Below are 24,430 nucleotides of genomic sequence, written 5' to 3'. Positions count from 1 at the left end.
TACCTTATCGTACTTCCAAATGGGGCAAAATGACTTTATCGAAATCCCTGTAGTCATCAAGGTAAAAGTCCGCTTCGGATTCGTGGTTTTGGTAGGATACCGTGCGGATTCCAAGCCTCCTTGCCGGTTCGAGGTCAATCGCCCTGTCCCCAATGACAAGGTCAATCCCATATTTTTTATGCAAATAGGCATACGCGGCAGGGTCAGGCTTTCGTGGAAAACCGTCCTCCATTCCGACTACTTCAGCGAAATAACGGTCGTACTTGTAATAGGTAAGGACGTTTTCGACATCCTCTTTTTCCTTATGAGTCATGATCACATTCGTATCCGCTTTTTTCAGGACATCCTCGACTCCCAGGAACGGGAGGAACTCCTCCGGCTTCAATCCCCTCACCTTTTCAAGCATTTTCCGGCTCTGTTCCTCGCTGATTTTGAAAAAACGGAACGCATGTCCGAAGGAAATTTTCAACTGTCCGAGTGTTTCTTCCTCGGTATAGCCATCTCCGAGAATCTCCATAAGCAATTTTGTATAGGATGGATACGTATTGAATATCGTGCCATCAAAATCCCATAGTATCTTCATTTCTCCACTCCTTGCTAATCATTCATCTCCATAGATAAATAATTACCCCTTTTATGGGAATATAAATACTAGAACTCCCTGATTGGAGGAATACCGAATGAGAAAATTTGCAGCCGCAGGCATTGCGGCACTTGCGCTCTCGATAGGAGCCGCAGGATGTTCTTCTGATTTCAAAAAAGAAGATAAACCGGTCATGGATGAAAAAGGAACAAAAAAAAGTGACCGGAAATCGAATGATACCGGCAAGTAAAACTCCTGCATTTACAGTAATGACAGTACGGGAGGTAAACCATGATACGAAAAGAAAACGAAATAAAAAACAATACGCTCGATGACGAACAAGTCGCCGAAAACCTTACCGACCTTGTCAGCATCATCAATGCCAAAGGCGACACGAAGAAAATCGAACAAATCATCGAGGAAAACAAAAATTCCTTCGATGATGATTCAAATAGGAATTAAGGAAAAGAGGATGGATTTACAGTGCAGGCTGTTTATTCTATCCTCTTTTCTTCTTTTTGAAATAAAATTTCCTATTTAATAAGCCTTTGCCCAAACCACCATCGACTCGGCTTTCCCGCCGCAGCATACACATGTGTCACTGACCTTTTCCTGTTCAAACGGGATGCAGCGTGAGGTCGCCCCTGTTTCTTCCTTTATTTTATCCTCGCACTCACGCTTGCCGCACCACATTGCTTTAATCATTCCAGGATTGCTTTCAAGCCGCTCTTTGAATTGCTCCATGTTTTCGGCAACAGATGTCTTTTTCTCAAGCAGCTCTTTCGCACGGTCAAAAAGATTTTGCTGAATATCGGTAAGGAGCGCGCCAAGTTTTTCTTCCACTTCATCAAGAGTGGCAATCAGTTTTTCCCCGGTATCGCGCCTTACAAGTACAACCTGGTTCTTTTCAATATCACGAGGGCCTGCTTCAAGCCTAACAGGAACGCCTTTCATTTCGTATTCGTTGAACTTCCAGCCCGGATTTTTGTCGCTGGCATCAATGCCGGTGCGGAATGCGCCTGACAGCCTTTCCTTCAGTCCGTAAGCGAAGTCAAGGACGCCCTCTTTATGCTGGGCGATTGGCACAATCATCACCTGGGTTGGAGCAACTTTTGGCGGGATGACGAGGCCGCGGTCATCGCCATGGACCATAATCAGCGCGCCGATTACCCTTGTCGTCATACCCCATGAAGTTTGGTGGACATGCTGGAGCTTTCCTTCCCTGTCCAAATAATTGATGCCGAACGCCTTGGCAAAACCGTCGCCTAGATGGTGGGAAGTCCCGGATTGAAGTGCCTTTCCGTCATGCATGAGGCTTTCGACAGTATAGGTGAACTTGGCGCCAGCGAATTTTTCTTTTTCGGTTTTTTGCCCTTTGACGACTGGGACCGCTAGATAGTCCTCAAGCAGTGTGGCATAGACGTCAAGCATCCGCTTTGTTTCCTCATGGGCGTCCTCATCTGTCTCGTGCGCGGTATGACCTTCCTGCCACAGGAATTCAAGCGTCCTCAGGAACGGGCGGGTCGTCTTCTCCCAGCGGACAACATTGGCCCACTGGTTATAAAGTTTAGGCAAATCCCGGTAGGAATGGATAATGTTTTTGTAATGCTCGCAAAACAGAACTTCCGATGTTGGCCGTACACAAAGCCTCTCCGCCAGCTCTTCGGAACCGCCATGGGTCACCCAGGCGACTTCAGGGGCGAATCCTGCAATGTGGTCTTTCTCTTTCTCGAGCAGGCTTTCCGGGATAAATAATGGCATATACACATTTTCATGCCCTGTTTCCTTAATCATCCCATCAAGCGCGTCACGGATGTTTTCCCAAAGCGCGTACCCGTAAGGCCGGATAATCATCGAGCCACGGACGGACGAGTAATCGACGAGATCCGCTTTTGTTACGACATCGGTGTACCATTGGGCAAAATCCTTGTCCATGGCGGTAATGCTTTTTACAAATTCCTTTTCCATTTTTCATCCCTCTTCTTTTTTATTAAATGTTGATTTCAGCGGGGTATCGTATCCAACGGCCCTTTGCTTCCATCAATGTTTTTGATTAAATTTTTAAAAAAGGCTGGATTCCCCATTAAATACAAAAAGGCCATGAATCCCCTATAAAAGGGACCATGGCCTGGCGGTACCACCCTCATTCGCGGGCTTTTGCCCACGCACTTAACGTTTAACGGAACGCTCCGCCGTATCTTCGCGATTGTCCGATACGGAACTCCGGGGCAGGTTCGAATGGCCGTCCTGGAAGCCTTGCACCAACCGGCTTCCTCTCTGGATAGGACAATTCTCCATTGTACTGGTCCCCATCATTGTTTCAGGTTATTTTTTGAAAATTATATATAGCCGGCAGGGCAATGTCAACTGGGAACCGGGATTAATTACTAAAAAAAGTATAGCCTCCGGGCGTTCAATGTTTGCCAGCGGTCCTAATTCGGATATTATGAAGAAAAAGGCACCGGGGAGATACGTATGATTCGAACACTTGCAATCAGCCAAATCGGCCAACGTTCAACCGATATTCCAGTAGTAGAGCTAGCTTCCAGGGATTCCGCTTCATGGTACTGGATTGATTTCAATAGCCCAAGCGATGAAGAGTCGATGCTGCTTTCAAATCCATTAAACTTCCACCCGCTTGCCATTGAGGACTGCCTGCACAAGCTGCAGCGTCCCAAGCTTGATTACTATGATGGCTATACATTTTTTGTAACTCACTCCATCAACCAGGAAACACTTGAGAAGGAAGAGGTGAATATCTTCCTTGGAAAAAACTTCATCGTGACGTTCCATTATCAGCCGTCACGGGAAATTACGGAAGTTTGGAACCGGGCATCCGCTCCCGGCCAAAAGGAAGAATGGTCCCCTTCCCTCATTCTTTACCACATCCTTGATCAGCTTGTCGATAATTACTTTCCTCCTCTCTACACAATTGAGGATCAGCTTGATGAAATGGATGAGAGCTATTCCGGGGGTTATACCGAGGATTTGCTAAAGGAAGTTTTTGAAATCAGGCAGAGGCTGCTAATGCTTCGCCACACGGTCACTCCGACAAGGGATTTGATTTACCGTATGCTCAATTCACAAAAGCTTACAGAGCTTCAAATCAGGCATGCGTATTTTTCGGATATCCACGACCACCTTTTGAAGCTTACTGATATGATCGATTCAAACCGGGAACTGACCAAGGATATCCGAGACAGCGTCCTTTCGATGAACTCCCATGAAACAAACCGCGTCATGAAAGTACTGACCGTCATCACGACGATTTTCATGCCGCTCACCTTTATCGCGGGAATCTATGGAATGAACTTTGACTTTATGCCGGAAACTTCCCTGAAATATGGCTACTTTGTTTCACTTGGCGTAATGGGAATCATCGCCTCCGCCATGTTCTTATTTTTTTGGAAAAAGGGCTGGTTCAAATAGCGAAAAAAGTGAAAAAGAAAGGCTGCGCCAGTGCTCGGCCGGGCAGCCTTTTTGTTAAATAGGATATAATAGCATTAAAAAACCAAGATGCAAAACGAATTACCATTCCTTGTACTCCACGTTTCCTCCGGTCAGGTCGATTGTGTTCCGTTCACCCCTGTATAACAATTTCCCGTTCTCTTCAACGATCAAATTCTCGAATGTATACACTTTATGTCCGTTCGGCAGGGATACAACGACCTTTTTGCCGTTGTCAAATACAGGCGCCTCGATTTTAATCGTGCTCTGCGCATACCTGCTGAACCCAAGCATCATCCCAATGCAGACAAGCAAGAAAGCAAATGTGAAAACAAGTTTGTACACATTGAATTTCCTCGGTTTCATATGGCGCAATTCGTACCTAGTCACAGGTCTCCCCCCGCAATTTATTAATATGGTAAATGCCCCTGAATTCAGCGGCATCTTCGATAATAAGTAATACCCTACTTCCAAGAAATTTAATCAATATTGAAAAAATAATTGCCAATCCTACCATCTTATGCGCGGGATCCGAAAAAATGCATGGAAATCTTCAAAGGTATGGGGTAAATATGTATACATTTGTTCCGTTGCTGGATGTATAATTGAAAAAGGTTTAAATGGAATCGGAGGCTCTTTTTGGTTTGGGTGTGAAACTTGGCTAGTCTTTTTCACCACACGGCCGCTCAAATAAGCACTCTCGATTGCCGGAACAAGAAATGATCCAAGGAGGCGTTTGTTAGTGGCTGAAGAACGAATTGATGAAATCGTTGGCATTCTGAAGGACCTTGTTACCATCCCTAGCCCGACGGGTAATACCGATAAGGCGATTTCCCATGTTGAAGGTTTCTTGGAGGAGCTTGGAGTGGAAACATATCGGAACAGAAAAGGCGGATTGATTGCGACCCTTCCGGGAAAGGATACCGGCAAGCAAAGGATGCTGACCGCCCATCTAGACACGCTTGGCGCGATGGTTAAGGAAATCAAGCCGAGCGGGAGGCTGAAAATCGACCTGATTGGCGGCTTCAAATACAACTCGATCGAAGGAGAATACTGCACCATCGAAACGAGTTCAGGGAAAACCTATACAGGAACGATCCTGATGCACCAAACTTCTGTGCACGTATATAAGGATGCCGGTAAAGCAGAGCGGAATCAGGATAATATGGAGATCCGCATTGATGAGAAAGTACATAGCGCAGCGGAAGTAAGGGCCCTTGGTATTGAAGTCGGTGATTTTATATCGTTTGACCCGCGAGTCGAAGTGACGCCATCAGGCTTTATCAAATCGCGCCACCTCGACGATAAGGCGAGTGTCGCGATTTTGATGGAGCTTATTAAACGGATTAAAACGGGAAAAATCGAGCTACCGTATACTACCCACTTCCTCTTTTCCAATAACGAAGAAATCGGTTATGGAGGCAACTCGAACATTACACCGGAAACAGTCGAGTATCTTGCTGTCGACATGGGCGCGATGGGCGATGGGCAATCGACTGATGAATACACCGTTTCCATTTGTGTCAAGGATGCGAGCGGCCCGTATCATTACGGCCTCCGCAAGAAACTTGTCAGCGTTGCAGAGGAAAACGGCATCCCTTTCAAACTCGACATCTATCCTTACTATGGATCAGATGCATCGGCGGCAATCCGCTCGGGGCATGACATCGTCCATGGACTCATTGGCCCCGGCATAGATTCTTCACATGCGTTCGAGCGCACGCACCGCCAGTCGCTAGGCCACACTGCCGCGCTGCTGTTTGAATACATCCTATCAGACTTGGTGATATAAGGTTGACAGGAACCAGGGCTCTCGATTTTTAGTTGAAGGAAGGTTTTTGAATGGGTTCTATTCTGAAAAGCTATAAAACGTCGATTATTCTCCTGGCCGCCATCATTGTAGGCGGGGCCGCGGGGGCAATTTTCGGGACGGAAGCAACGGTTGTTAAACCGCTTGGGGACTTATTTTTGAATTTAATGTTTACGATCATCGTCCCGCTTGTCTTTTTCAGCATTGCTTCGGCAATCGCCAACATGAGCGGCATGAAGCGGCTTGGAAAAATAATGGGGAGCATTTTCCTTGTCTTTTTCATAACTGCTGCAATTTCAGCCGCAGTCGCTTTCATAGGGACATCGATTGTGAATCCCCTTGAGAACACAGACATTTCTTCGGTAAAGGAAATGATGGAAAAAGTGGACGCGCCGGAGCAGGCCGAAAAGCCCTCGCTCGCTGCTCAGCTTGTCGCCACGGTTACCGTCCCAGATTTCGCCAATCTTTTCTCGCGGAGCAACATGCTTCAATTGATCGTATTCTCGGTCATTTTCGGTCTTGCGACTGCCATGGCGGGCGAAAAAGGCAGACCTGTCGCATCTTTCCTTGCTTCTGGCTCTGAAGTCATGATGAAAACCGTCAAAATTGTCATGTACTATGCCCCAATCGGACTCGGCGCGTATTTCGCGGCTGTTATCGGCGAGCTAGGCCCTCAGATTCTGGAAGGCTATTTACGCACATTCCTGCTGTATCTCGGCCTTTCCGTACTGTATTATTTCGGCTTCTTCTCGCTTTACGCGTTCATTGCAAGCGGCACGGCCGGAGTGAAAATTTTTTGGAAAAATGTCATTACCCCTTCTGTTACGGCAATCGCGACATGTTCGAGCGCGGCCTGCATCCCGGTCAATCTTGATGCAGTCAAAAAGATGGGCGTGCCTAAGGATATCGCCGAAACAATCATCCCCCTTGGTGCCAATACACATAAAGACGGGTCGGTGTTTGGCGGCGTTTTGAAAATCGTCTTCCTGTTTGGGCTTTTCGGAAAGGACATGGCCAGCCTTTCGAGCATCGCCAGCATCCTGGCCGTTTCATTCCTGGTTGGGGCGGTCATGGGAGCCATCCCGGGCGGCGGCTTTATTGGCGAAATGCTGATTATCAGCGTATTCGGATTCCCGCCCGAAGTATTGCCGATCATCGCCGTTATTTCAACCATCATTGACGCCCCGGCAACCTTGCTTAACTCTACCGGCAACACCGTTTGCGCCATGCTCGTTTCCCGCCTCGTAGAAGGAAAGAATTGGCTGGGCGCAACATTTAAAGGGAAAGCAAACCATTTCGCCTCCTAAAGGGGAACCAAGGCACCTTCTCCTTGTTTCAATGCCGCCTGTACAGGGTAAAAAAAGAACAGAGACAGTACAACAAGGAGGTTTTGCAATCATGAATAAAGACGAAACAAAAGGTGCATGGGACCAACTGAAGGGTGAAGCCAAAAGGACTGCCGGAAAGGTATCCGGCAATGAGTCACTCGAAGCTGAAGGCAATATCGACAAAGGCAAAGGCGAAGTGAAAGAAACATACGGCCGTGCCAAGGATCGGCTTGCCAGTGAATTTAATAACATAATAGACAAAACAAGATAGGATAAATAGACCAAGCCGCCCTGGGCATTCCGGGCGGTTTTTTTCTCGCTTAACTGACAGGTGAATGGGCAGGTTTCGCCACAATATCCGAAAATGGAGCAAATTTTGATTTTCCCAACCGGCCCTACAAAATCTTTACAATCCCTGACTCCTGATATATCAAGGAATTCCCCACTCTCAAGCGAATGTACGTTCCATTGAACTCCCTAAAACGGGACTAAAGTCCCATGATATTCCTAGTAAGGAATGCTACTATTTGGGAAAGGGCAAATTTTACGAAAGTAAAAGACGCAAAGCCACGGGCCTAAAACAAGAAATTGTCATGGCAGCCGGGTTGCAGTACGCTTAAAATCCCGAAACCTTTCCTGATTTGCCTTTTAAAATGGCGAAGGGGTTCTTAGCAATGAAATCAATACTCGTAGCAGACCGATCCATCTTTATTCGTAGCGTACTTAAAAAGAAACTCTACAGAACAGATTACACGGTCATGGCCGAAGCGGACAACGGCAAACAAGCCGTCCTGAAGTACAGGGCCGGCACTCCCGATTTTGTCATGCTTGAATTTTTGCTGCCTCAGTTGAACGGCTTTGAAACGCTTCAGGAAATTATCCGGATCAATCCGGAAGCGAAGGTCCTAATGATGTCGACTTTCTCGAATGAATGCCTCGCCCGGGAAGCAAGGGAAATGGGGGCAAGCGGCTTTATTCTCAAACCAGGATTTGAAGGATTGGTCACCGCTCTGGATGGCCTCGGAATACCAGCCGCTAGCACGAAAAGCACATAAGAAAAAACGGCAGTATCGCAACGATGCACTGCCGTTTTTTCATCCATTGGTTTCGTTTTCCCCGGCCACTGCCTGCCCCGGAGGCCTTTTTCCCCTTTTCAGGTCGCTTATCGAGAGCCCAAACGACATCTGCAAATGCGGATAGTCTTTAAATTGTTCCCAATCGCCGCCCCATTCGAATCCGAGCCCTTTTGCCAACGTGGCGACTTCTTCCCAATCGGGCCGGGCATTTCCGTTCATATCATGCCCCATATCCCAAATAAGCGACCCATCCTCTTTCGTTAAAGCAAAGTCGACTGCAAGGCCATAATTATGGTACGACTCCCCGCCACGGGCATAGGTGACAACTTGGCCAATCTCCGTCCTCCCTTGCGCATAAAGACGGTCCTGCTCCTCAGCCGTCCTGAATCCTTCAATCAGTTGGATCCTAATTCCCTTTTTCGCCGCCAACGCAACGAGTTCATCCGCTTTTTCCCTAACCGAAGGATGAAGATCCGTAGGCATGGGCACATTTCCATAGTTGTATCCTGGATAGCCCATTGCCCGCCATACAAGAAAAAGGACTGCCGCAATAGTGATGGCAGCCATATATCGTTTTGCTTTTCGCATCATATTCTCCTAGTGTGTACATAACAATGTGATACCTTTATTGTACTTCTATTTTCCCGCGAATCCACTTATTTGTTTCCGGGCTGGGGATACTTTTCCAAAATACGTTTCTCCAATAGCCGGTATCCGTTTTTGTTCAAATGGAGGGAGTCGCTGAAGTACTTCTGTTTATCCTTCCCCTTGAACAAGTCGTTCGTCGGCACATACGTTAAGCCTCTATCTTTTTTCACAAGACCGATTGTTGAGTCATTCCATTCGTCAAACAATGGCTCGAACCGCTGGCCGCCTTCTGGATAGGGATTATAAAGGCCAAGGACCAAAATTGGCGCGTCTTCATTTGCTGCCTTGAACGTATTGAGGATAATCCCGAGATTCCGCAAATAGTTTTCCTTTGCTTCTGCAATCTTATTTGGATGAATGTTTTTCAGGTTTCCACCATTGCTGTTGATTAAATCGTTCGTCCCAATAAACAAAATGAAACAATCGGCGTTTTTCAGACTGGCAGCGGTTCCCGGTTTTCCAAGCTCCATGATTACATCACCGGATTCTCTTTTTTTAACGCCGTAGTTCTCAATTAAAAAATTCTTCCCCGGAAATCTATTGTTCAGCTCTTTTTGGAGCTTGCCAACATAGCCTTGTTCCTTCCGGTCGCCTTGTCCATACGTAAGTGAATCGCCGAAAGCCATGATGATCGTCCTGCCCTTCGCAGCTTCACCATAATAAGAATAAAACACATATGCGATGGCCGCCGCCGCAAAAAGGATTGCTGACGCGAAAATAAGGTTTCGTTTCATGTTCTTCTCCCCCTGCTGCTGTATCTTTGTTTATACCCACAATTTAGACAGGGTTACACATTGTTTCCACTTGTAAAAGAACCAGCCTATTCCTTGAAGCCACCTTTACGTTAAAAATATTTTTAATTTTCTGCCATTTAAATTTACTTATTAGGCAAAATGATATATGATTAGAAATAACAACCTTAATTATCAATAATATCCAATTGTTCGTACCATCGAATGCGGCTGCCTGATGACTTTCAAGGCAGCCTTTTGTTTTCCCAAGCCATTCTGTCAGAGGGCATAAGGAAAATTAAACAAAATACTGAGTTGCCACAAACTAATTCTGCCGGAAAGAAGTGATAAGGATGAGGTATCATTTAGCCGCTGCCTTCCTGTTTTGGTCACTTGGCCTTTTGCACCCCACCCTCCCTGACGAGTGGATTGCTTCATCCATGATTGCCGGTCTCATCGCCTTTCTCCTTTTTATAAAAGAATCAAGGGAAAGCGTCCGCTTCCGCTATCTTGACCTCGCGGCAAAGGCGGAACAAAAAGGATTGGAGGAACTAACTTTTTTTACGGGAAGGTTCGTGGAAATCAAGGATGGCGTTCCTCCATTGAACAAGGACTTCACGTATATCGTTTTTTATAATGGGGAGTATGAAATTCCGCTGTTTTGCAGGAATACCGCAGTTGCCCAAAAAGCAGCCCTTTCAAGGAAAAAAATCCGTGTCTATTATGAAGATTATATTTTAGTAGATATTGAGGAGGTAGGTTAAACCTTTTCCAACGAAAAACATTACCATATCCTCTTCTCATCCCCATTACAAACACATTACATTTTATTAAGATTTACTCCTGCCCCGTTTTCCGTTGCCGCGACCTGTTAAAATAGAAAGTAGGGACAAACGGAACCGCCGATGGTGAGCTAGTTTCCAACCGTATGCCAAGGGATATTGGGAATGTTTATTAAAAGGGGCTGGGAGAAATGGAAATTGCCAAACTTCGCCATTTGGCCGAGGAATTGAAAGAGGTTCCTTATATCGGATCCGATGTTACTCACGTATTTTCCCTTGACGAAAAAGAATTAGTCATGTTGAAATACCATAAAGAACTTGATTTGTATCGCGTAACGGCGATGGACCGGAAAATCGCGGCCGATTATAAACGGGCAGACCAGGCGGCAAGTGCCATTAAAGCAACATTGGACGCCTACTACAAAAATAAAAAGCACGGACGGAGCAGCTAATCTGGCTATAAAAAAATAAAACCGAAAAACATCCAGTTTTTCGGTTTTTTCCTTTTAAAAGCGGGAAAATGATAGGATATGTAATCGCCGTTGTCATGGGACCAATCTCTGGCCGGCTCAAGATAGAGCCTGCTTGATTAGGAGGAATTGCTATAAAATCGTTACATTCAATTCGAAGCGGCAGCCGCCACAGTGTCCAAAGGTTTTCCACTGGCATCGGGTATTCGTCATTTGATTATCCAAGGTTTTCAGGAAAAGTAGTTTGCGAGCCGTCAACAGGAGGTTATGAAAGGGATTGCTATTCTTATAAACAGGTTGCTGGTATACCGTATAAAAACCCGATGCAACAATTATAGGGTGTATCTGCTGAAAAGAGGGCGCCGATACGGCGCCCTCTTTCATGATTCCATCTTTTTTTTGATTCGGTTGTTATGCTCTTTTAGAAAGGCAAGCATTTCATTCAAAAACAATGATGCTTGACGGGAGTTATTCTCTTCTACGGCGATTTTCAGATTGATTGCCAGCGCATGGGCTTTCATCCTATAATTCATTCCGCTCCTCATTTTCTCGTAGGCTTGTTTCATATACTCTTCTTTTGTCAGCTTCCCCGACTCATATTGCTTCCGAAGCTCCATTATTTCCTTGCGACGGTTTTCTTTTTTCTGTTGCAGCGCTTCACGCTTTGCCTTCATTTCAGGACTTAGCCAGCGTTTGTTTAGTTGCTCCCGTTTCCCGAGAACTTCCTTCCATTCAGCAACTTTATCGGGAGTGAATTTTTCCGCCCACGCAATATATTCTTCATCCGTAATCCGGAACATACCAGCTTTTTGATGGCGGGCTTCCCCTTTTTCGTGTTTCCCGTGTTTTTCATGCTCGCAAGCAGTGCAATCCTTCTCGAAAGTTTCAGCCTTGGCAAACGCTGACCCACCATGGATTGAAAGCTGCGGCAATGAGATCAAACAGCACAATAGTATCGCTAAAGTAATTCGTAATTTCATCTTCCATTCTCCTTTTCCAAAAATACACTTCCGGGAATACTATCCCCCACTTTAAAAAAACTATGACTAGATTTTTTTAAAAAAGCTTGCATGATTTTAAAAAATGATTTAATCTATATACATAAAGATTATGTGAAAAATTTCACAAATATAAACTGGTTAACTCTTTGATTTTTCAAGTAGATTGTGAATGTTTTCACAAAAATAGGGGCGAATCCAATATGAAAAAACCACATATCGTCATTCTTGGCGCCGGTTATGGCGGCCTTGTCACAACAAAAAAACTTGAGAAGCTGCTTCGCTCAGGTGAAGCGACTGTTACGTTAATCAACAAACATTCTTACCATTACATTACGACACAGCTCCACAAAATTGGCGTGGGAACCGCGCCTGACCGGAAGATTGCCCTATCCATTCCGGAACTGGTCAACGATTCGAAAACCCGCTTTATGACAGGGACAGTCACAAACGTCAATGCCGAGTCCCAAGTTGTTTTTCTTGAATCAGGCGAGGAAATTTCCTATGACTATTTAGTCATCGCCCTTGGTTTTGAAGTAGCGACATTCGGCATTCCCGGCATAAAGGAACACGCTTTTGGGATTCGCAGTTTCAGAAGCTCGAAGGCGATTTATCACCAAATCACAAAGCAGCTTACTCTTTACAAAGAAGACCACGACCCATCGAGGCTTACATTTGCCGTGGCGGGCGGCGGATTTACAGGCATCGAAATGCTTGGCGAGCTTGCCGAAGGGCTGCCAAAGCTGTGCGAGGAACACGGTGTTCCCTTTGAAAATGTGAAAATTATCGGCATTGAGGCTGCGGAATCATTGATTCCTTTCTTCGGGGATGAATTGATTGCCTATACATCCCATATCATGGAGTCTTACAATATCGACATTTTCACTTCCACAAAAATCAAATCTTGTACCGAAAATGCCGTACAGCTTGAAAACGGGCTTGAAATCCCTTGCCGGACACTTATCTGGTCTTGTGGCGTAAAGGCGAACTCCCTGCTTGAAAGATTCGGGCTTCCGCTTGTAAAAGGCAAGCTTCCCGTTGACAAGAACCTTTTGGTAAAAGGAACAGAAAACATTTTCTGCATCGGCGATTGCGCCTTGTTTATGAAAGATGAAAAAACCGCGCTTCCGCCTACCGCCCAGGTTGCGATGCAGGAAGCGGATGTTTGTGGGAAAAACCTTACGGCACTCATTCGCGGGGAAAACCTGAAAGCCTTTGAATACCACCATAAGGGCTCTGTCGCTTCGATTGGCGATCGGACGGCTGTCGGGAAGGTAGGCAGCTTCACGATGTCAGGCTGGTTCGCGGCCATCATGAAGCGGGTCATCGAAAACAGGTATCTTTTCGTTCTCGGCGGGCCGTCGTTGATCCTGAAGCAAACTCTTCTCCTGAAAAGGGAGCAGTTAAGCGTTCAAACAAAACAACATTAGGTAGTACTGGATGAAGGGAATCCCCCGTTCCCCACTTCCTGTTATATACATCCGGCGCCATCCCCCAACTCATCCCTTGGCGTTGGAATCTCCTTCCCTTATGCTGACCCAAATGGCCGTTGAATGACGGATCATTCGGGTCAGCTTTTCATTTTTTCCAACAATTATTTACCCCTTTTTTCCGAAAAAGGAGTTTTCTTTTCATGGTACTCTTAACACGTCCATCGCGGCTTGACACAAAGTATTCACAAACAATATGCCTAATTTCACAGGTTCTCCGCCGAGAACGTATGTATATGTAACTGTTTTTAACCGCTGATATTGATTTAGCAAAACCGCCGATATACAATCCATTTCGTGACTAAAAAATGGAATGGAGAATTTCCTTTGAACCATACAAAAGATGAAAAATTCAGCCTTTACCACGGGCTTGCATCAACTATTTCAACAACGGCCGTTAACGGATATATCCCATTGTTCGCCATTAGCGTCCTCGGTGCGACGGATGGCCAGATGGGATTGATCACATCCCTCCCTTCCATCGTGGCGATGCTAGCCCTAATCCCGGGGGCAATCTGGCTGAACAGGTCGAAAAGCAAAAAGAATTTCGCAGTCTATACAACCTTCGCCACTCGGCTGATGTTCATGCTGATTTTGTTCGTTCCATTTTTGGATTCTGCATATGCCCCATGGGTGCTAGTCTTTTTAATTGCTGCTTTAAATTTCCCTGGCGCACTTTCGGGATTATCGTGGCAAACGTTAATCGGTGGTCTTGTACCCGAGGAAAGGCGCGGGTCATTCTTCAGCACAAGAAACCAATGGACAACAGTCGCGGCGATGATCGTGACATTCCTGACCGGCATTTTTCTGCAGCAATTCAGCAAGTCAGATGCCTTCCCCTATCAAATCCTGTTTGTCGCCGGCTTCCTGTTCGCCTTGTTGGAAGTATTTTACCTGTACAAGCACAATGATGTTAAAGAGGCTGGCATTGAAAAAGAACGACAAGGGGCCAAACGGAAATTTTCCTGGGACGTTTTCCGGTATAAACCATTCCTCGCATTCGTTATCTGCGCTGTCCTTTTTAACATCGGTGCGCAAATGGCCTGGTCGCTGTTCAGCATTTACCATATCCGCGAAGCGAATGCGACTGCACTTTGGTTCAGTTTTTTCTCAGTCACAAATCAAGTCGCCCAGATCCTAAGTGTAAAATGGTGGGCGAAAGCCGCTGACAAACACGGGAACACGCTGGTGTTGTTCATAGCCGCCGCTGGCATGGCGACAGCGCCAATTTTGACGATGCTGTCGACGAACCTGTTCTACTTGACCGCGCTCAACTTCTGGATCGGCCTGTTCGTGTCCGGTACGAACCTGCTGCTGTTCAATCAGCTGCTAAAGGCAACCCCAGAAACAAACCGTTCTACGTATTTGGCGAACTATCAATTTATATTATCGATTGTCGGATTTATCGCACCGCAGTTCGGCGTCTACCTGCTCAGCCATTTCGGAATGTTCTCGGCAATGGCAATCATCTCGGTTGTACGGCTGCTCGCAGGCTGTTCCTTCCTGCTCGTCGCTCTTAAATTCGAGCGCAAGCAGCCCGCCGAGGCTGTTTGATAAAAAGACCGCATTTCCTGATTAGGGATGCGGTTTTCTTGTATTCGCCCTATTTATTCCACCCACTCAAGGAATTCAAGCCTGTTGCCGAATGGGTCCGTCGCGTAAAACCGGTTCGCGCCCGGAAGGTTGCCATCCTCGATGACTTCCACCCGATTTCCCCTTAAATGAGCCTTTAATCCTTCGACATTTTCGATTAAAAACGCTGGATGCGCCTTCTTTGCCGGAAAGAACGGTTCCTCGACGCCAATGTGCAGATGGATCGTTCCGTTTCGGAACCAGACGCCGCCCTTCTTTTTTAAGACAGGCGGCTTTTCAACCTCCATAAACCCCAATAGTTCCCCATAAAAAGCACGCGCGTCCTCCTCGCACCCCTTTGGAGCGGCCAGCTGGACGTGGTCAAGCTGCTTGGATTTATATTCCATCTCCAATCCCCCTTTATTCCAGTATAAGCCTGAGGGAATGATATAAAAATTAGGAGACTTCAATGCAAGCTGATAACTTATTCTTATTATGTAGTCTGGATACACTCTAAATAACAGTTTTGATTTGATTTTTTCATGAAACGGTCTTAATTCCCCTTCGGATTTTTTTTCACGAAACGGTCTTTTGGGTTTAATATAACTGCACTGTCTCTTCCCAAAGGTCTTCGTTTACAATATAGAACTGGTTAACCCACTTGCCATGCAAATTTTAAAGGCATGGACTCTGTAGAATCCATGCCTTTTGTTTTAGAATGTTTTTGCGAGTTCTTTGGCCCTGCGAATCGCGTTTTCCTTGATTTCCTGCGCCCGGTCAGGGAACTGGTTATGCCCTTCAACGAACAGGCCTTCGAATGACGGGATGCCGAAAAACTGCATGATGATTCCGATGTAGCGGTGTCCCATTTCCATTGCCGCGGCCGGGCCTTCCGAATAAACGCCGCCGCGCGCCTGAATATGGAGCGCTTTTTTATCCGTCAAGAGCCCGACTGGCCCTTTTTCGGTGTATCGGAATGTTTTTCCCGCTGTACAGATTGAATCGATATACGCCTTCATGACCGGCGGGAAAGAGAAGTTCCAAAGCGGTGTGACAAACACGTATTTGTCCGCGGCGACAAACTGGTCGGTCAATTCCCCGAGCCGAGTGACTTTCCGCTTTTCCTCGCTGGACAACTCGTCAAAAGATGAGCCTGAACGGAGTTTCCCCCAACCGCTGAAAACGTCAACGTCTATTTGCGGAATATCCTCTTTGTACAAGTCCAGATTGATCACTTCATCATTGGGATTCGCTTCCCGGTATGCCTCGATAAATGCCTTTCCAACCGCCATGCTGTATGAAGCGGTATCGTCATGCGGATGTGCGGTGATGTATAAAACCTGCGCCATAGTAACCCCTGCCTTTCAAATAATGCTGCACTCCATTATTTTTCCTGTTTATGAGGCTTGTAACCATGGAAAATGCAGGAAGGGGTGCTTAATTTTAATAAATCGGCCGACGCAAAATGGGATCGGCCCGTGGAGCCAACTAAAGAAGCTTAATAAACATCCTTATTAATAAACACATAGAAAGAGATGAACAATCCTGCGGCCCACCAGGCGAGCAGGACGGCGAGCGAGAACGAAAGCGTCATCCCTTCGATTGGCGGGGCGGCTCCATTCATGTAATCCGTAAGCCTTAGGTTCACCATGAAAAAGTATTTGGCGGACTCCCAGGAAGACACCATATTGCTCAAAATTGCTCCGGATATGAGGGCCGCAAGCATGATTCCCATCCCGGCCGCGGTGCTCCTGACCAATACCGAAAGCATGAATGACAATGTGCCCACCACAATGGCGACAAACCAGACAAGCCCGAATTCCATCAACAAATATTGCCACTGGTCAACCAATTTGACGCCAGACGTATCAAGCGTGCTTCCCGCCGCGGAAAAACCGGTGAGTATTGGAGCGCCCCATCCCTTATAGCCAAACACGAGGCCGGAAATCAAATAGGACAGGAAGCCCATTATCGCCACAATTGCCGAGATGGCAAGGCAGAGGGTCAAATATTTACTCAGCAATACACGCCATCGCTTTATCGGCCTTGTAAGCAAAAGCTTGATCGTCCCCTGGCTATGCTCGGAGGAAACAAGGTCGCTCGCGATGACCATAACCATGAGCGGCAGGAACAGGTCAATCGAGTTTTCGATGAACATTCGCATGAATGTCGGCGCGCCTGGTTCGGACGGGTTGATGTTATGGTCAAGATAGTACTGCTGCTGCTGAAGGCTGACTTGCAGCTGCTTTTTCCACTCTTCGCTTATCCTGCTTGAGGAAAGCCTGTTTTGGGTGTCGATGATTTGCTGTTGAAGAATCGTTTTCCAATCACTAGTCCCCATGCGCTCGCGCTGTGTCTCCACCTGGCGCAGCTGTGCGTATGTGAACAGCGAGACCAGGACTGCAATTATGGCGGCAATGACCAGGAGGCGCTTTTTTGCCAAAAGCTTGAGCATTTCATTATGTACGAGCTTAGTCAATCGTGTCACCCCCGGTCAATTCCAGGAACAGGTCTTCGAGGACCGGCATCTTCCTGTTCATTTCCGAAACGGAAATGCCGGCTTCTACGAGCTTCCTGTTCCATTCGGCGGCCTTAGCAGCGCTGTACTCAGTTAAAATCGAACCGTCTTCCGTCTCTTCAATCGCGGTCATGCTGCCAAGTAGTTGTTTGCCCTCCTCAAGGGGTTCGAGCCTCCAGGCAATCCGCTCCCTGTTGCCGAGCAGGACCGATACCGTATCCGTCTTAATGACACGGCCTTTTGAAATAATCGCGACCCGGTCGCAAAGAAGCTGGATTTCGCTCAGCAAATGGCTTGAAACTAGAACACTCAAGCCTTCCTTTTCGGCAAGGAACCGGATGAACTCCCTCATCTCGCGGATTCCCGCAGGATCCAGGCCGTTAGTTGGCTCGTCCAAAATCAGCACACTTGGCCAGCCAAGAAGCGCCTGCGCAATCCCGAGCCGCTGCCGCATCCCGAGCGAATATGTTTTCACTCTGTCATGAATCCGTTCGGAAAGCCCGACAAGCCGGACCACCTCCCAAATGCGCTCGTCACTGACGCCATTAAGCATCCTAGCGAAATGGGCAAGATTGTCCCAGCCCGACAAGTAAGGGTAAAGCTCCGGATTTTCTACGATACAGCCGAGATGCCGCATCGCTTCGGGGAAATCCTTCCTTAAATCGTAGCCGCAGACGGAAATAGTACCGGACGTTGGTTTGATCAGGCCGACGAGCATCCGGATTGTCGTTGTCTTTCCCGCGCCGTTCGGACCGAGGAACCCGAATACCTCCCCCTTGTGGAGCTCGAAGGAAATCCCTTTTATAATTTTCTTTTTTCCAATCCTTTTTTTCAAGTCTTTGACTTCAAGCGTTACGGAGGACATCAGTCTTTCCCCTTCCAAGCCACCAATGCTGCCACCCTGTCCGCGATAAGCTGGTAGCCTTTTGTATTCGGGTGGAATTTATCTGTATACAAAAACTCGTTCACGTTCTGTTCGAACAAATCGAAAGTCGGTACATACACAACCTTTTCAAACTTCGCCGCCAGGTTGGCTGTCGCGAAATTCCACTGTCTGATGACGGCCGAAATTTCCTTTCCTTCCGCCATTTCGATAAACGGGTTATACAGACCGATTAAGTAAACGGTCGCGTCCTTGTTAACCGACCTGATTTCCGTGAGAATGGTGTTTACGTTCACGAGGAACTTCTTCTCGATTTCCTCCGGCTTTTGCTTGTCGAATTCGACAAGGCCTTGCCCACCTCTGAATAAATCATTGCCGCCAATTGTAATAAGCACGATATCAGCGCTGCTGAGCTGGCGTTTGACCTCGGCCTGCTTCACTTGCTGGGCGAGCTGTTCCGACCGCTGCCCATTTATGCCAAGGTTGACTAGCTTAACATCCTCCTCAGTCCGCTTTGTCAATCTGTCAGTCAAATAACCAACATACCCTCGGCCCGCTGCATCACCAGTACCTCTTGTGAGCGAATCGCCCAACGCGACAATTTTAAGGCCCCCTTCATCTTTATCGAGGTTGGATGCCTCCGACTTAGCAGCCTTAGGTTCTGACGGTTTGCCCGCGTAATAATCCCCCACCGCCCATACAAGCCCCGCCAGCCAAAGCAGCAGGAACAATGCCGATGCGACCATCCAAACGCCCACAGTCCTTTTTCGCAAAAAAACCAGTCCCTTCAAAAAACTTCCTGATTTTATTTAATCACAGATAAACCTAATTTCAAATTTTGCAGAGCTCATGAAATTAAAGACGGAAGGTTTTTTACAAGCGGGAGAAATGCATGAGTGTTTGTATTAATTTAGACAAAAACAAAAGGACTCCGAGGAAGTCCTTAAATGGTTGCACTCTTTTGAGTGGAAGAAGATAAGATTTTCAAAATCAAGTCCTAGCCAAAATTAATCGCTGAAATACATATTACATTTCTCCATTTGATAAGGAAAAATCAAGGTTTTGACTTCAAAGAATGTCTCCTGTTGTGACTGGATGTAAACTTCCATTAAAAGCAAACGAAATTCTGCCTGTCTCCTCAGATACAACAAGTATGAGAGCGTCACTTTTTTCTGATAGTCCCAGGGCGGCCCGATGGCGTGTCCCCAGTTTTTTATCTCCAACATATCTGTCTGAAAGCGGGAGGACATTGGCAGCGGAAACAATATGATTTTGACTAACCAAAACAGCCCCATCATGTAAAGGGTTTCCTGGATAAAAGATTGATTCTAATAAAGAATGGCTCAATTCCGCCCCTATCGAAACTCCAGGATGAATTAAAGACTCAAGGGAATCTTCCCGTTTAACAATAATTAAACCGCCATGTTTCCTGCCAGACAAATTTTGCACACAGATTGATAATTCCGGATATTTATCCGTAAACGGAGACAAATAGCAGTTTAAATAAAACGAAGCTGCGGTCATTTCGACTTGGATAAATTGATTTTTGATTTTTTCAAAATTCCCCAGAAGGCAATAATTTTCATTATCCATTGTTTCTAAGCTGCTCTGTAAGGCGGTAATAACTTGGCTTATATCCTTTTTTAACAATTGTTTCATCGGTGAAAAGTCGCAATTATCCCGGTTCACAACGGCACCTCTTTTTGTCGTTACTTTTTTAAATGGATAATGAAATCGAAGGCTGGATTATAAATACAAATACTACCTTATGTTTTTCTACAATAACCTTTATTATTCGCCTTTTAAAAAGGAGATGAGCACTGTGAAATAGTAAAAATCGTGCTGCCTATACTAGAAAGGATGTATCGCTTGGCAACCCTAGAGCGGATTCTATGCAAAAGAAAAAGGCCCGTAAAATACAGAGCCTTTTTCTTTTAAAAGCTTTTATAGGTAACCGCTTGGCTTACTAGATGTAACAGCACCTTACGGCATCAAATCCATAAGCTTCTTCAAGCAGTATTTAAGGTTAAGTTCAACTCCGACCGCCTTAGCGGAGCAGCTTGGAAAGTTTCCTTCTAATCCTGAAGCCGAAATCGGAAACGCGCGTGCTCGTTTTTCCCGCCAGATAGAATATAAGAAACGCAATAATAAGGACGATACTGCTCGTGAAGAGAAATTTTTTCACCTCTTCATGGTAGAGCATCCAGCCCGGGCCAATCATTTTACCTATTACAATGAAGGGAGTAACCCAAATGACTGATCCAAGGGCCGTGCAAATCGCATACGTCCTTGCCGGAAATTTGGTGATGCCGGCAAAAAAACCGATTGCGTGGCGGGCACCTGGGACGAAGAAGACGATAATCAACAGCTTGTTGCCATATTTTAAAAACCAGTCGGATAGTTTATCCAAGGTTTTTGGTTTCAGGAAAAAGTAATGGCCGTATTTTTTAAAAAATCCATAGCCAAGTTTCTTGCCAATCCAATAATTCACAATCATGCCAAGGAAAGTCCCGGCCGTCGCGGCGAGGACACAGGTAAACCAGTCCAAATCCCCTTCAAATGAAAGGTAGCCAGAATAACCCATGATTGCTTCCAAAGGCAAAGGAAGGATGATCATTCCTGTCGCCATGGCCATGAAGAGAAACCAATAGCCGTATTCATTCATAAAAGCCATTACTTGCTGCATCGGGCACTTCCTCCCCCGGTTATCTGTGATGATCCTTCACGCTGCGAGTCTGTCCCCAATCTTCTCCAATTTAACTATATTATCAATAAGCCGTTCTGGCAATAACCAATTTTTTTGGGCAATCGGAATGGTGGTTATTTTTTAAAAAATGGACGGAAAAGTCAAATGAAATGAAACTTACCTGAAGGTAGTACCGTATACTTGAACATCCGGGGAGCCGGCGGTACAATTGCCGAGGGTTTAAAACCAACAACCCCGAGGGAACATACACGTATATATATTAAAGGTTAGGAGTGTCGGAAATGGGAAGAGGCTTTAAGGGAACATGGATCGTCATCCTTGGCATTATCGTCGTGCTTGGCGTCATGCTGATGTCCAGCTACAACGGTTTTGTCAATGCAGAGGAAAACGTCGACCAATCCTACGCACAAATTGAAAACCAGCTGCAGAGAAGGCTGGATCTGATACCAAACTTAGTAAACACGGTTAAAGGCTACGCGGCTCATGAAAAAGAAACAATTAAAGCAATTTCGGATGCCCGCGCGCGTCTTGCCGGCGCAAGGTCGCCTGAAGAAGAGGCGACCGCCAATGCGGAATTGTCGGGTGCTTTGAGCCGCTTGCTTGTTGTCGTCGAGAATTATCCGAACCTGAAAGCCGACGCGCAGTTCAGGCAGCTGATGGATGAACTTGCCGGGACAGAAAACCGCATCGCAGTCGCCCGCAAGGATTACAACGATCAAGTCGCTGTCTTTAATAAAAAGGTAAAACGATTCCCTGGTGCAATCGTCGCGTCGATTACCGGCTTTGATGAAAAAGAATATTTCCGCGCAGACCCGCGTGCCCAGGAAGCGCCTGAAGTTGACTTCGGAGGCAATGGGTAATGAAAACGGCAAAGGCCTCAGCCTTACTTGCGCTGCTTGTCCTGTTTCTGCTTGGCGGCAGCTCGGGGGCCTACGCTGCCGGCGATAAAATCCCGGAACCGCGGGGAGATATTTACGTCCAGGATTTCGCCGACGTGTTAAGCCAGGCCGAGGAGCAGCAGCTGATTGGCTGGGGCCGGCAAATCGAAGACAGCACGGGCGGGGCCCAGGTTGGCGTCCTGACCGTTAACTCCCTTGGCGGCCGTGATATTCAAGGCTATGCGAACGAAGCTTTCCGGAAATACAAGCTTGGCAGCGCCGAAAAGGATAATGGCGTTCTCCTCGTCCTTGCGTTAAAGGACAAGAAAATCTGGATTGAAGTAGGTTACGGCCTTGAGGGGATTATCCCCGACGGCAAAGCGGGCCGAATCCTGGATACGTATGCGATTCCCAACCTTGAGCTAGGGAAGCCAAACCAGGCAGTCATCAAAACGTACCAGGCGATTGGAACCGAAGTCATCAGCGAAGAAACTGGCGGCGATCCCAACAGCGGCCAGCCGTCTTCCGAGAAATCGGGCGGCCTTCCTGAATGGCTGATCATCCTGCTTGTTGTCGGGTTCATAATTGTCGATATGGTTTTCTTCCGAGGTACGTTCACCTTCCTCCTCCTCTCTATGATTGGACGTGGTGGAGGCGGTGGCGGTGGCGGAGGACCCCGCGGCGGTGGCGGCGGTTCATCCGGGGGCGGTGGCGCAGGCCGAGGCTGGTGATTTGCTAATACTATTCTTGTTTCCCCGTCCGGGCAACCGGGCGGTTTTTTAGTTCAAGTTTTTCGCCCCGTAAATTCTCGGTACGAGACATGAAAAAGCTGCCCCCAACAAGGAACAGCTTTTTAAAAGGTTTTCATGTTCAAGTTTATCAACGGAAATCCTCATTATCATAATTCTGTTCTTTCAAGATGCCCATCTCATCGATATGCTTTCTGGCCTCGGCGTCCCCAAGCCGGTAAATCATCGCATAAATGAGTTCAATCGATCTGTCGTAATCTTTATTTTCCCCGTCGGAAAATCCATGGTACTGCTGCCATGGTAAATGTGTCCGCAAATACCCCCGCTTGTCGGCATCGTAATTTTCCTCAAACAGTTCGCGCAAATCCTGGATTTCCTGCTCATCAGCGATTACCGTAAACGTGTTTTCCGCGGTCGGTTCCATGGTAATTTCCCCAGTTTTGATATCAACGAAATACATTTTCTTTTCCTGCGAGTTGTCCAGCATGGTTTCATCTCCTGTTCAACGGAATCTACTTTACTGTCCTTTACCACTTTTGGGAACATTTAATCTTTTCGCTGGGGGAGCAACATGTCGGGTTGCCAGTTTGGGGGCTGATAGTAGACGCGGCCTCTTTTTGTGCCTGTAAAAGGAAAATTCAAGGAGGTGAGGAGGTTGTATGCCTGATCCGGTTTCGGAAGGTTTAGAAACCGCTTCAATTCAGAATTTGTAAGATAAGGAGAAATTAATAGAAAATAATCCTGGATTGCCTCCAAATGGGCGGTTTGCGATATTTCACCACATCGGTCGCAATAGCTTTTTCTATAATGAAATTTCATTGTGAATGATAAGCATTTGGGGCAAATGATGCCTGAAAGGATTTCAGTAGTGGAAATGGTGAAGTTTTTTAGAATATCGGGACGGTGTGGCATGTGTTGCTGGAGGATCACCTTCATTACTTTTTTCATTGCTTTCGATTCCAGTACCATCTGTTTGTGGCTCTTTTCAATTTCAGATACTTTTTCTATGAGGCGTATGGCGAGAGTGACTTTTTTAAAAACTTCGTAGTAGCCAGGGTCGGCTTTCAGCTTCGAAGTATTGTTGCTCATTACGACAAGGAATTCAATCGGGATGTCCGGGAAGTTATGATTTTTGAGCCACTCTCGTAAATTGCGCGTCTGCAGCTTTGCTTGTGATACCGGGTTAGTGTATGTCGCTGTTTTCCCATCCTTCTCCTGAAATACCTGACAGAAATTTTTCTCAAAATGGATTTCCCCACCCCAATTTTTGATTTCGAGAATCAATGCAAAGAACGGGGTGATTAAAAGTGTGTCAATTTGAAAAAAGAATCCGTTGTTGTTGAGCCGCAATCCTTTGAAAATCATGAACTTTTCCTGGTCGAGGAAATTTAGGTAATAATCAACCGATTTTTCACCGTTATAACCCGCTTTTTGGGTCCGTAACGATTCCTCAATGTCCTTTCTCTTTGGATGGCCGCCCGGCAGCCTCCTTAAAAGCGCCTCGAGCATCAAAATGATAAGTGGAATTGCTCTTTCCAATGCGATCAAACTAAAATCCTCCTTTCTTTCCGTTACAATTCTAGCGTTTTTTGTAAATTCCTGCCGAATTGGAGGTTCATTCGTGAACTTTTCGGGACTGTTTTTATTTGGGGAAAAAATATCCGGGTTTCCGAGGCACTTATCCGGGTTTTCGAAGCACTTATCCGGGTTTTCGAAGCACTTATCCGGGTTTTCGAGCCACTTATCCGGGTTTTCCACCA

At 46.5% G+C, this 24,430-nt stretch carries 28 protein-coding genes, 1 riboswitch and 1 other annotated feature; of the genes, 13 read left to right on the top strand and 15 right to left on the bottom strand.

Going from position 1 to position 24,430, the window contains the following annotated elements; all coding sequences use genetic code 11:
• Window positions 1–4: 4 nt before the first annotated feature.
• The gene (locus DRW41_RS04425; protein WP_115450726.1) at window positions 5–583 is read right to left on the bottom strand and encodes an HAD-IA family hydrolase; all 579 of its coding nucleotides are present in this window, start codon (window positions 581–583) and stop codon (window positions 5–7) included.
• 97 nt (window positions 584–680) lie between these two features.
• Between DRW41_RS04425 and DRW41_RS22850 the strand changes: the two genes are divergently transcribed.
• Together DRW41_RS22850 and DRW41_RS22845 are read left to right on the top strand one after the other, a co-directional pair.
• Entirely contained in the window at window positions 681–833 is a 153-nt protein-coding gene (locus DRW41_RS22850; protein ID WP_181884403.1) for a hypothetical protein, read from the top strand.
• Between the two features lie 41 nt (window positions 834–874).
• The gene (locus DRW41_RS22845) at window positions 875–1,045 is read left to right on the top strand and encodes a hypothetical protein (protein ID WP_181884402.1); all 171 of its coding nucleotides are present in this window, start codon (window positions 875–877) and stop codon (window positions 1,043–1,045) included.
• A gap of 75 nt (window positions 1,046–1,120) precedes the next feature.
• Here DRW41_RS22845 and proS read toward each other — a convergent pair whose 3' ends face one another.
• On the bottom strand, window positions 1,121–2,551 hold the full coding sequence (gene proS, locus DRW41_RS04420; protein ID WP_115450725.1) for a proline--tRNA ligase: 1,431 nt from the start codon (window positions 2,549–2,551) through the stop codon (window positions 1,121–1,123).
• 145 nt (window positions 2,552–2,696) lie between these two features.
• Window positions 2,697–2,908: a binding site (T-box leader), on the bottom strand.
• Window positions 2,909–3,058: 150 nt separating this feature from the next.
• On the opposite strand from proS, the gene corA reads away from it, so the two are divergent.
• Window positions 3,059–4,012: a magnesium/cobalt transporter CorA gene (gene corA, locus DRW41_RS04415; protein ID WP_115450724.1), complete on the top strand. Its 954-nt coding sequence runs from the start codon at window positions 3,059–3,061 to the stop codon at window positions 4,010–4,012.
• Window positions 4,013–4,111: 99 nt separating this feature from the next.
• Here the strand turns inward: corA and DRW41_RS04410 are convergent, their stop codons facing one another.
• A complete protein-coding gene (locus DRW41_RS04410) occupies window positions 4,112–4,420 on the bottom strand; it encodes a hypothetical protein (RefSeq protein ID WP_245959331.1) in 309 nt (102 codons plus the stop codon).
• Between the two features lie 352 nt (window positions 4,421–4,772).
• Here DRW41_RS04410 and DRW41_RS04405 point away from each other — a divergent pair, with 352 nt between their 5' ends.
• From DRW41_RS04405 to DRW41_RS04390, 4 genes are all read left to right on the top strand, one after another.
• Window positions 4,773–5,822 (top strand): M42 family metallopeptidase, encoded by a 1,050-nt coding sequence (locus DRW41_RS04405; protein WP_439330846.1) that lies wholly within the window; start codon window positions 4,773–4,775, stop codon window positions 5,820–5,822.
• Between the two features lie 50 nt (window positions 5,823–5,872).
• Window positions 5,873–7,147 (top strand): dicarboxylate/amino acid:cation symporter, encoded by a 1,275-nt coding sequence (locus DRW41_RS04400; RefSeq protein ID WP_115450722.1) that lies wholly within the window; start codon window positions 5,873–5,875, stop codon window positions 7,145–7,147.
• Between the two features lie 91 nt (window positions 7,148–7,238).
• Window positions 7,239–7,439 carry a CsbD family protein gene (locus DRW41_RS04395; protein WP_115450721.1) on the top strand — a complete coding sequence of 67 codons (201 nt, stop codon included), beginning with the start codon at window positions 7,239–7,241 and terminating at the stop codon, window positions 7,437–7,439.
• 255 nt (window positions 7,440–7,694) lie between these two features.
• A riboswitch (cyclic di-GMP riboswitch) is annotated at window positions 7,695–7,781 on the top strand.
• 61 nt (window positions 7,782–7,842) lie between these two features.
• Complete coding sequence (locus DRW41_RS04390; RefSeq protein ID WP_181884401.1) at window positions 7,843–8,223, top strand: response regulator; 381 nt, start codon at window positions 7,843–7,845, stop codon at window positions 8,221–8,223.
• A gap of 39 nt (window positions 8,224–8,262) precedes the next feature.
• Here DRW41_RS04390 and DRW41_RS04385 read toward each other — a convergent pair whose 3' ends face one another.
• Both DRW41_RS04385 and DRW41_RS04380 read right to left on the bottom strand, forming a co-directional pair.
• Window positions 8,263–8,832: a M15 family metallopeptidase gene (locus DRW41_RS04385; protein ID WP_439330845.1), complete on the bottom strand. Its 570-nt coding sequence runs from the start codon at window positions 8,830–8,832 to the stop codon at window positions 8,263–8,265.
• Between the two features lie 68 nt (window positions 8,833–8,900).
• Window positions 8,901–9,626: a GDSL-type esterase/lipase family protein gene (locus tag DRW41_RS04380; protein ID WP_115450718.1), complete on the bottom strand. Its 726-nt coding sequence runs from the start codon at window positions 9,624–9,626 to the stop codon at window positions 8,901–8,903.
• 350 nt (window positions 9,627–9,976) lie between these two features.
• Between DRW41_RS04380 and DRW41_RS04375 the strand changes: the two genes are divergently transcribed.
• Together DRW41_RS04375 and DRW41_RS04370 are read left to right on the top strand one after the other, a co-directional pair.
• Complete coding sequence (locus DRW41_RS04375; RefSeq protein ID WP_115450717.1) at window positions 9,977–10,387, top strand: hypothetical protein; 411 nt, start codon at window positions 9,977–9,979, stop codon at window positions 10,385–10,387.
• A 209-nt stretch (window positions 10,388–10,596) separates the two neighbouring features.
• On the top strand, window positions 10,597–10,857 hold the full coding sequence (locus DRW41_RS04370) for a hypothetical protein (RefSeq protein WP_115450716.1): 261 nt from the start codon (window positions 10,597–10,599) through the stop codon (window positions 10,855–10,857).
• Window positions 10,858–11,255: 398 nt separating this feature from the next.
• Here DRW41_RS04370 and DRW41_RS04365 read toward each other — a convergent pair whose 3' ends face one another.
• Window positions 11,256–11,855: a hypothetical protein gene (locus DRW41_RS04365; RefSeq protein ID WP_115450715.1), complete on the bottom strand. Its 600-nt coding sequence runs from the start codon at window positions 11,853–11,855 to the stop codon at window positions 11,256–11,258.
• Between the two features lie 221 nt (window positions 11,856–12,076).
• Here DRW41_RS04365 and DRW41_RS04360 point away from each other — a divergent pair, with 221 nt between their 5' ends.
• Window positions 12,077–13,303 carry an NAD(P)/FAD-dependent oxidoreductase gene (locus DRW41_RS04360; protein ID WP_115450714.1) on the top strand — a complete coding sequence of 409 codons (1,227 nt, stop codon included), beginning with the start codon at window positions 12,077–12,079 and terminating at the stop codon, window positions 13,301–13,303.
• A 387-nt stretch (window positions 13,304–13,690) separates the two neighbouring features.
• Entirely contained in the window at window positions 13,691–14,917 is a 1,227-nt protein-coding gene (locus tag DRW41_RS04355; protein WP_115450713.1) for an MFS transporter, read from the top strand.
• Window positions 14,918–14,970: 53 nt separating this feature from the next.
• Here the strand turns inward: DRW41_RS04355 and DRW41_RS04350 are convergent, their stop codons facing one another.
• The 7 genes from DRW41_RS04350 to DRW41_RS04320 all read right to left on the bottom strand — a co-directional run bounded on the left by DRW41_RS04350 (window position 14,971) and on the right by DRW41_RS04320 (window position 21,022).
• Window positions 14,971–15,342, bottom strand: coding sequence for a VOC family protein (locus DRW41_RS04350; protein ID WP_115450712.1), 372 nt, complete (start codon window positions 15,340–15,342; stop codon window positions 14,971–14,973).
• A 306-nt stretch (window positions 15,343–15,648) separates the two neighbouring features.
• The gene (locus DRW41_RS04345) at window positions 15,649–16,284 is read right to left on the bottom strand and encodes an FMN-dependent NADH-azoreductase (protein WP_115450711.1); all 636 of its coding nucleotides are present in this window, start codon (window positions 16,282–16,284) and stop codon (window positions 15,649–15,651) included.
• A 149-nt stretch (window positions 16,285–16,433) separates the two neighbouring features.
• On the bottom strand, window positions 16,434–17,414 hold the full coding sequence (locus DRW41_RS04340) for an ABC transporter permease (RefSeq protein ID WP_115450710.1): 981 nt from the start codon (window positions 17,412–17,414) through the stop codon (window positions 16,434–16,436).
• Window positions 17,407–18,318, bottom strand: coding sequence for an ABC transporter ATP-binding protein (locus DRW41_RS04335; RefSeq protein ID WP_115450709.1), 912 nt, complete (start codon window positions 18,316–18,318; stop codon window positions 17,407–17,409). The genes DRW41_RS04340 and DRW41_RS04335 overlap by 8 nt, the downstream gene beginning before the upstream one ends.
• Window positions 18,318–19,094 carry an SGNH/GDSL hydrolase family protein gene (locus DRW41_RS04330; protein WP_245959330.1) on the bottom strand — a complete coding sequence of 259 codons (777 nt, stop codon included), beginning with the start codon at window positions 19,092–19,094 and terminating at the stop codon, window positions 18,318–18,320. The genes DRW41_RS04335 and DRW41_RS04330 overlap by 1 nt, the downstream gene beginning before the upstream one ends.
• 310 nt (window positions 19,095–19,404) lie before the next feature.
• Window positions 19,405–20,025: a sporulation-specific diadenylate cyclase CdaS gene (cdaS, locus tag DRW41_RS04325; protein ID WP_115450708.1), complete on the bottom strand. Its 621-nt coding sequence runs from the start codon at window positions 20,023–20,025 to the stop codon at window positions 19,405–19,407.
• Between the two features lie 358 nt (window positions 20,026–20,383).
• Window positions 20,384–21,022, bottom strand: coding sequence for a DedA family protein (locus DRW41_RS04320; protein ID WP_115450707.1), 639 nt, complete (start codon window positions 21,020–21,022; stop codon window positions 20,384–20,386).
• Window positions 21,023–21,324: 302 nt separating this feature from the next.
• Between DRW41_RS04320 and DRW41_RS04315 the strand changes: the two genes are divergently transcribed.
• Both DRW41_RS04315 and DRW41_RS04310 read left to right on the top strand, forming a co-directional pair.
• Window positions 21,325–21,903: a LemA family protein gene (locus tag DRW41_RS04315; RefSeq protein ID WP_115450706.1), complete on the top strand. Its 579-nt coding sequence runs from the start codon at window positions 21,325–21,327 to the stop codon at window positions 21,901–21,903.
• Window positions 21,903–22,652: a TPM domain-containing protein gene (locus DRW41_RS04310; RefSeq protein ID WP_115450705.1), complete on the top strand. Its 750-nt coding sequence runs from the start codon at window positions 21,903–21,905 to the stop codon at window positions 22,650–22,652. Before DRW41_RS04315 ends, DRW41_RS04310 begins: the two co-directional genes overlap by 1 nt.
• Before the next feature lie 148 nt (window positions 22,653–22,800).
• Here the strand turns inward: DRW41_RS04310 and DRW41_RS04305 are convergent, their stop codons facing one another.
• Together DRW41_RS04305 and DRW41_RS04300 are read right to left on the bottom strand one after the other, a co-directional pair.
• Window positions 22,801–23,157 (bottom strand): hydrolase, encoded by a 357-nt coding sequence (locus DRW41_RS04305; RefSeq protein ID WP_115450704.1) that lies wholly within the window; start codon window positions 23,155–23,157, stop codon window positions 22,801–22,803.
• 59 nt (window positions 23,158–23,216) lie between these two features.
• Window positions 23,217–24,428, bottom strand: coding sequence for a nuclease-related domain-containing protein (locus tag DRW41_RS04300; protein ID WP_222928824.1), 1,212 nt, complete (start codon window positions 24,426–24,428; stop codon window positions 23,217–23,219).
• Between the last annotated feature and the right edge of the window lie 2 nt (window positions 24,429–24,430).

It is taken from the genome of Neobacillus piezotolerans (assembly GCF_003362805.1).
Lineage (GTDB): Bacteria > Bacillota > Bacilli > Bacillales > Cytobacillaceae > Bacillus_D > Bacillus_D piezotolerans.
This window is presented reverse-complemented; position numbering and strand designations above follow the sequence as displayed.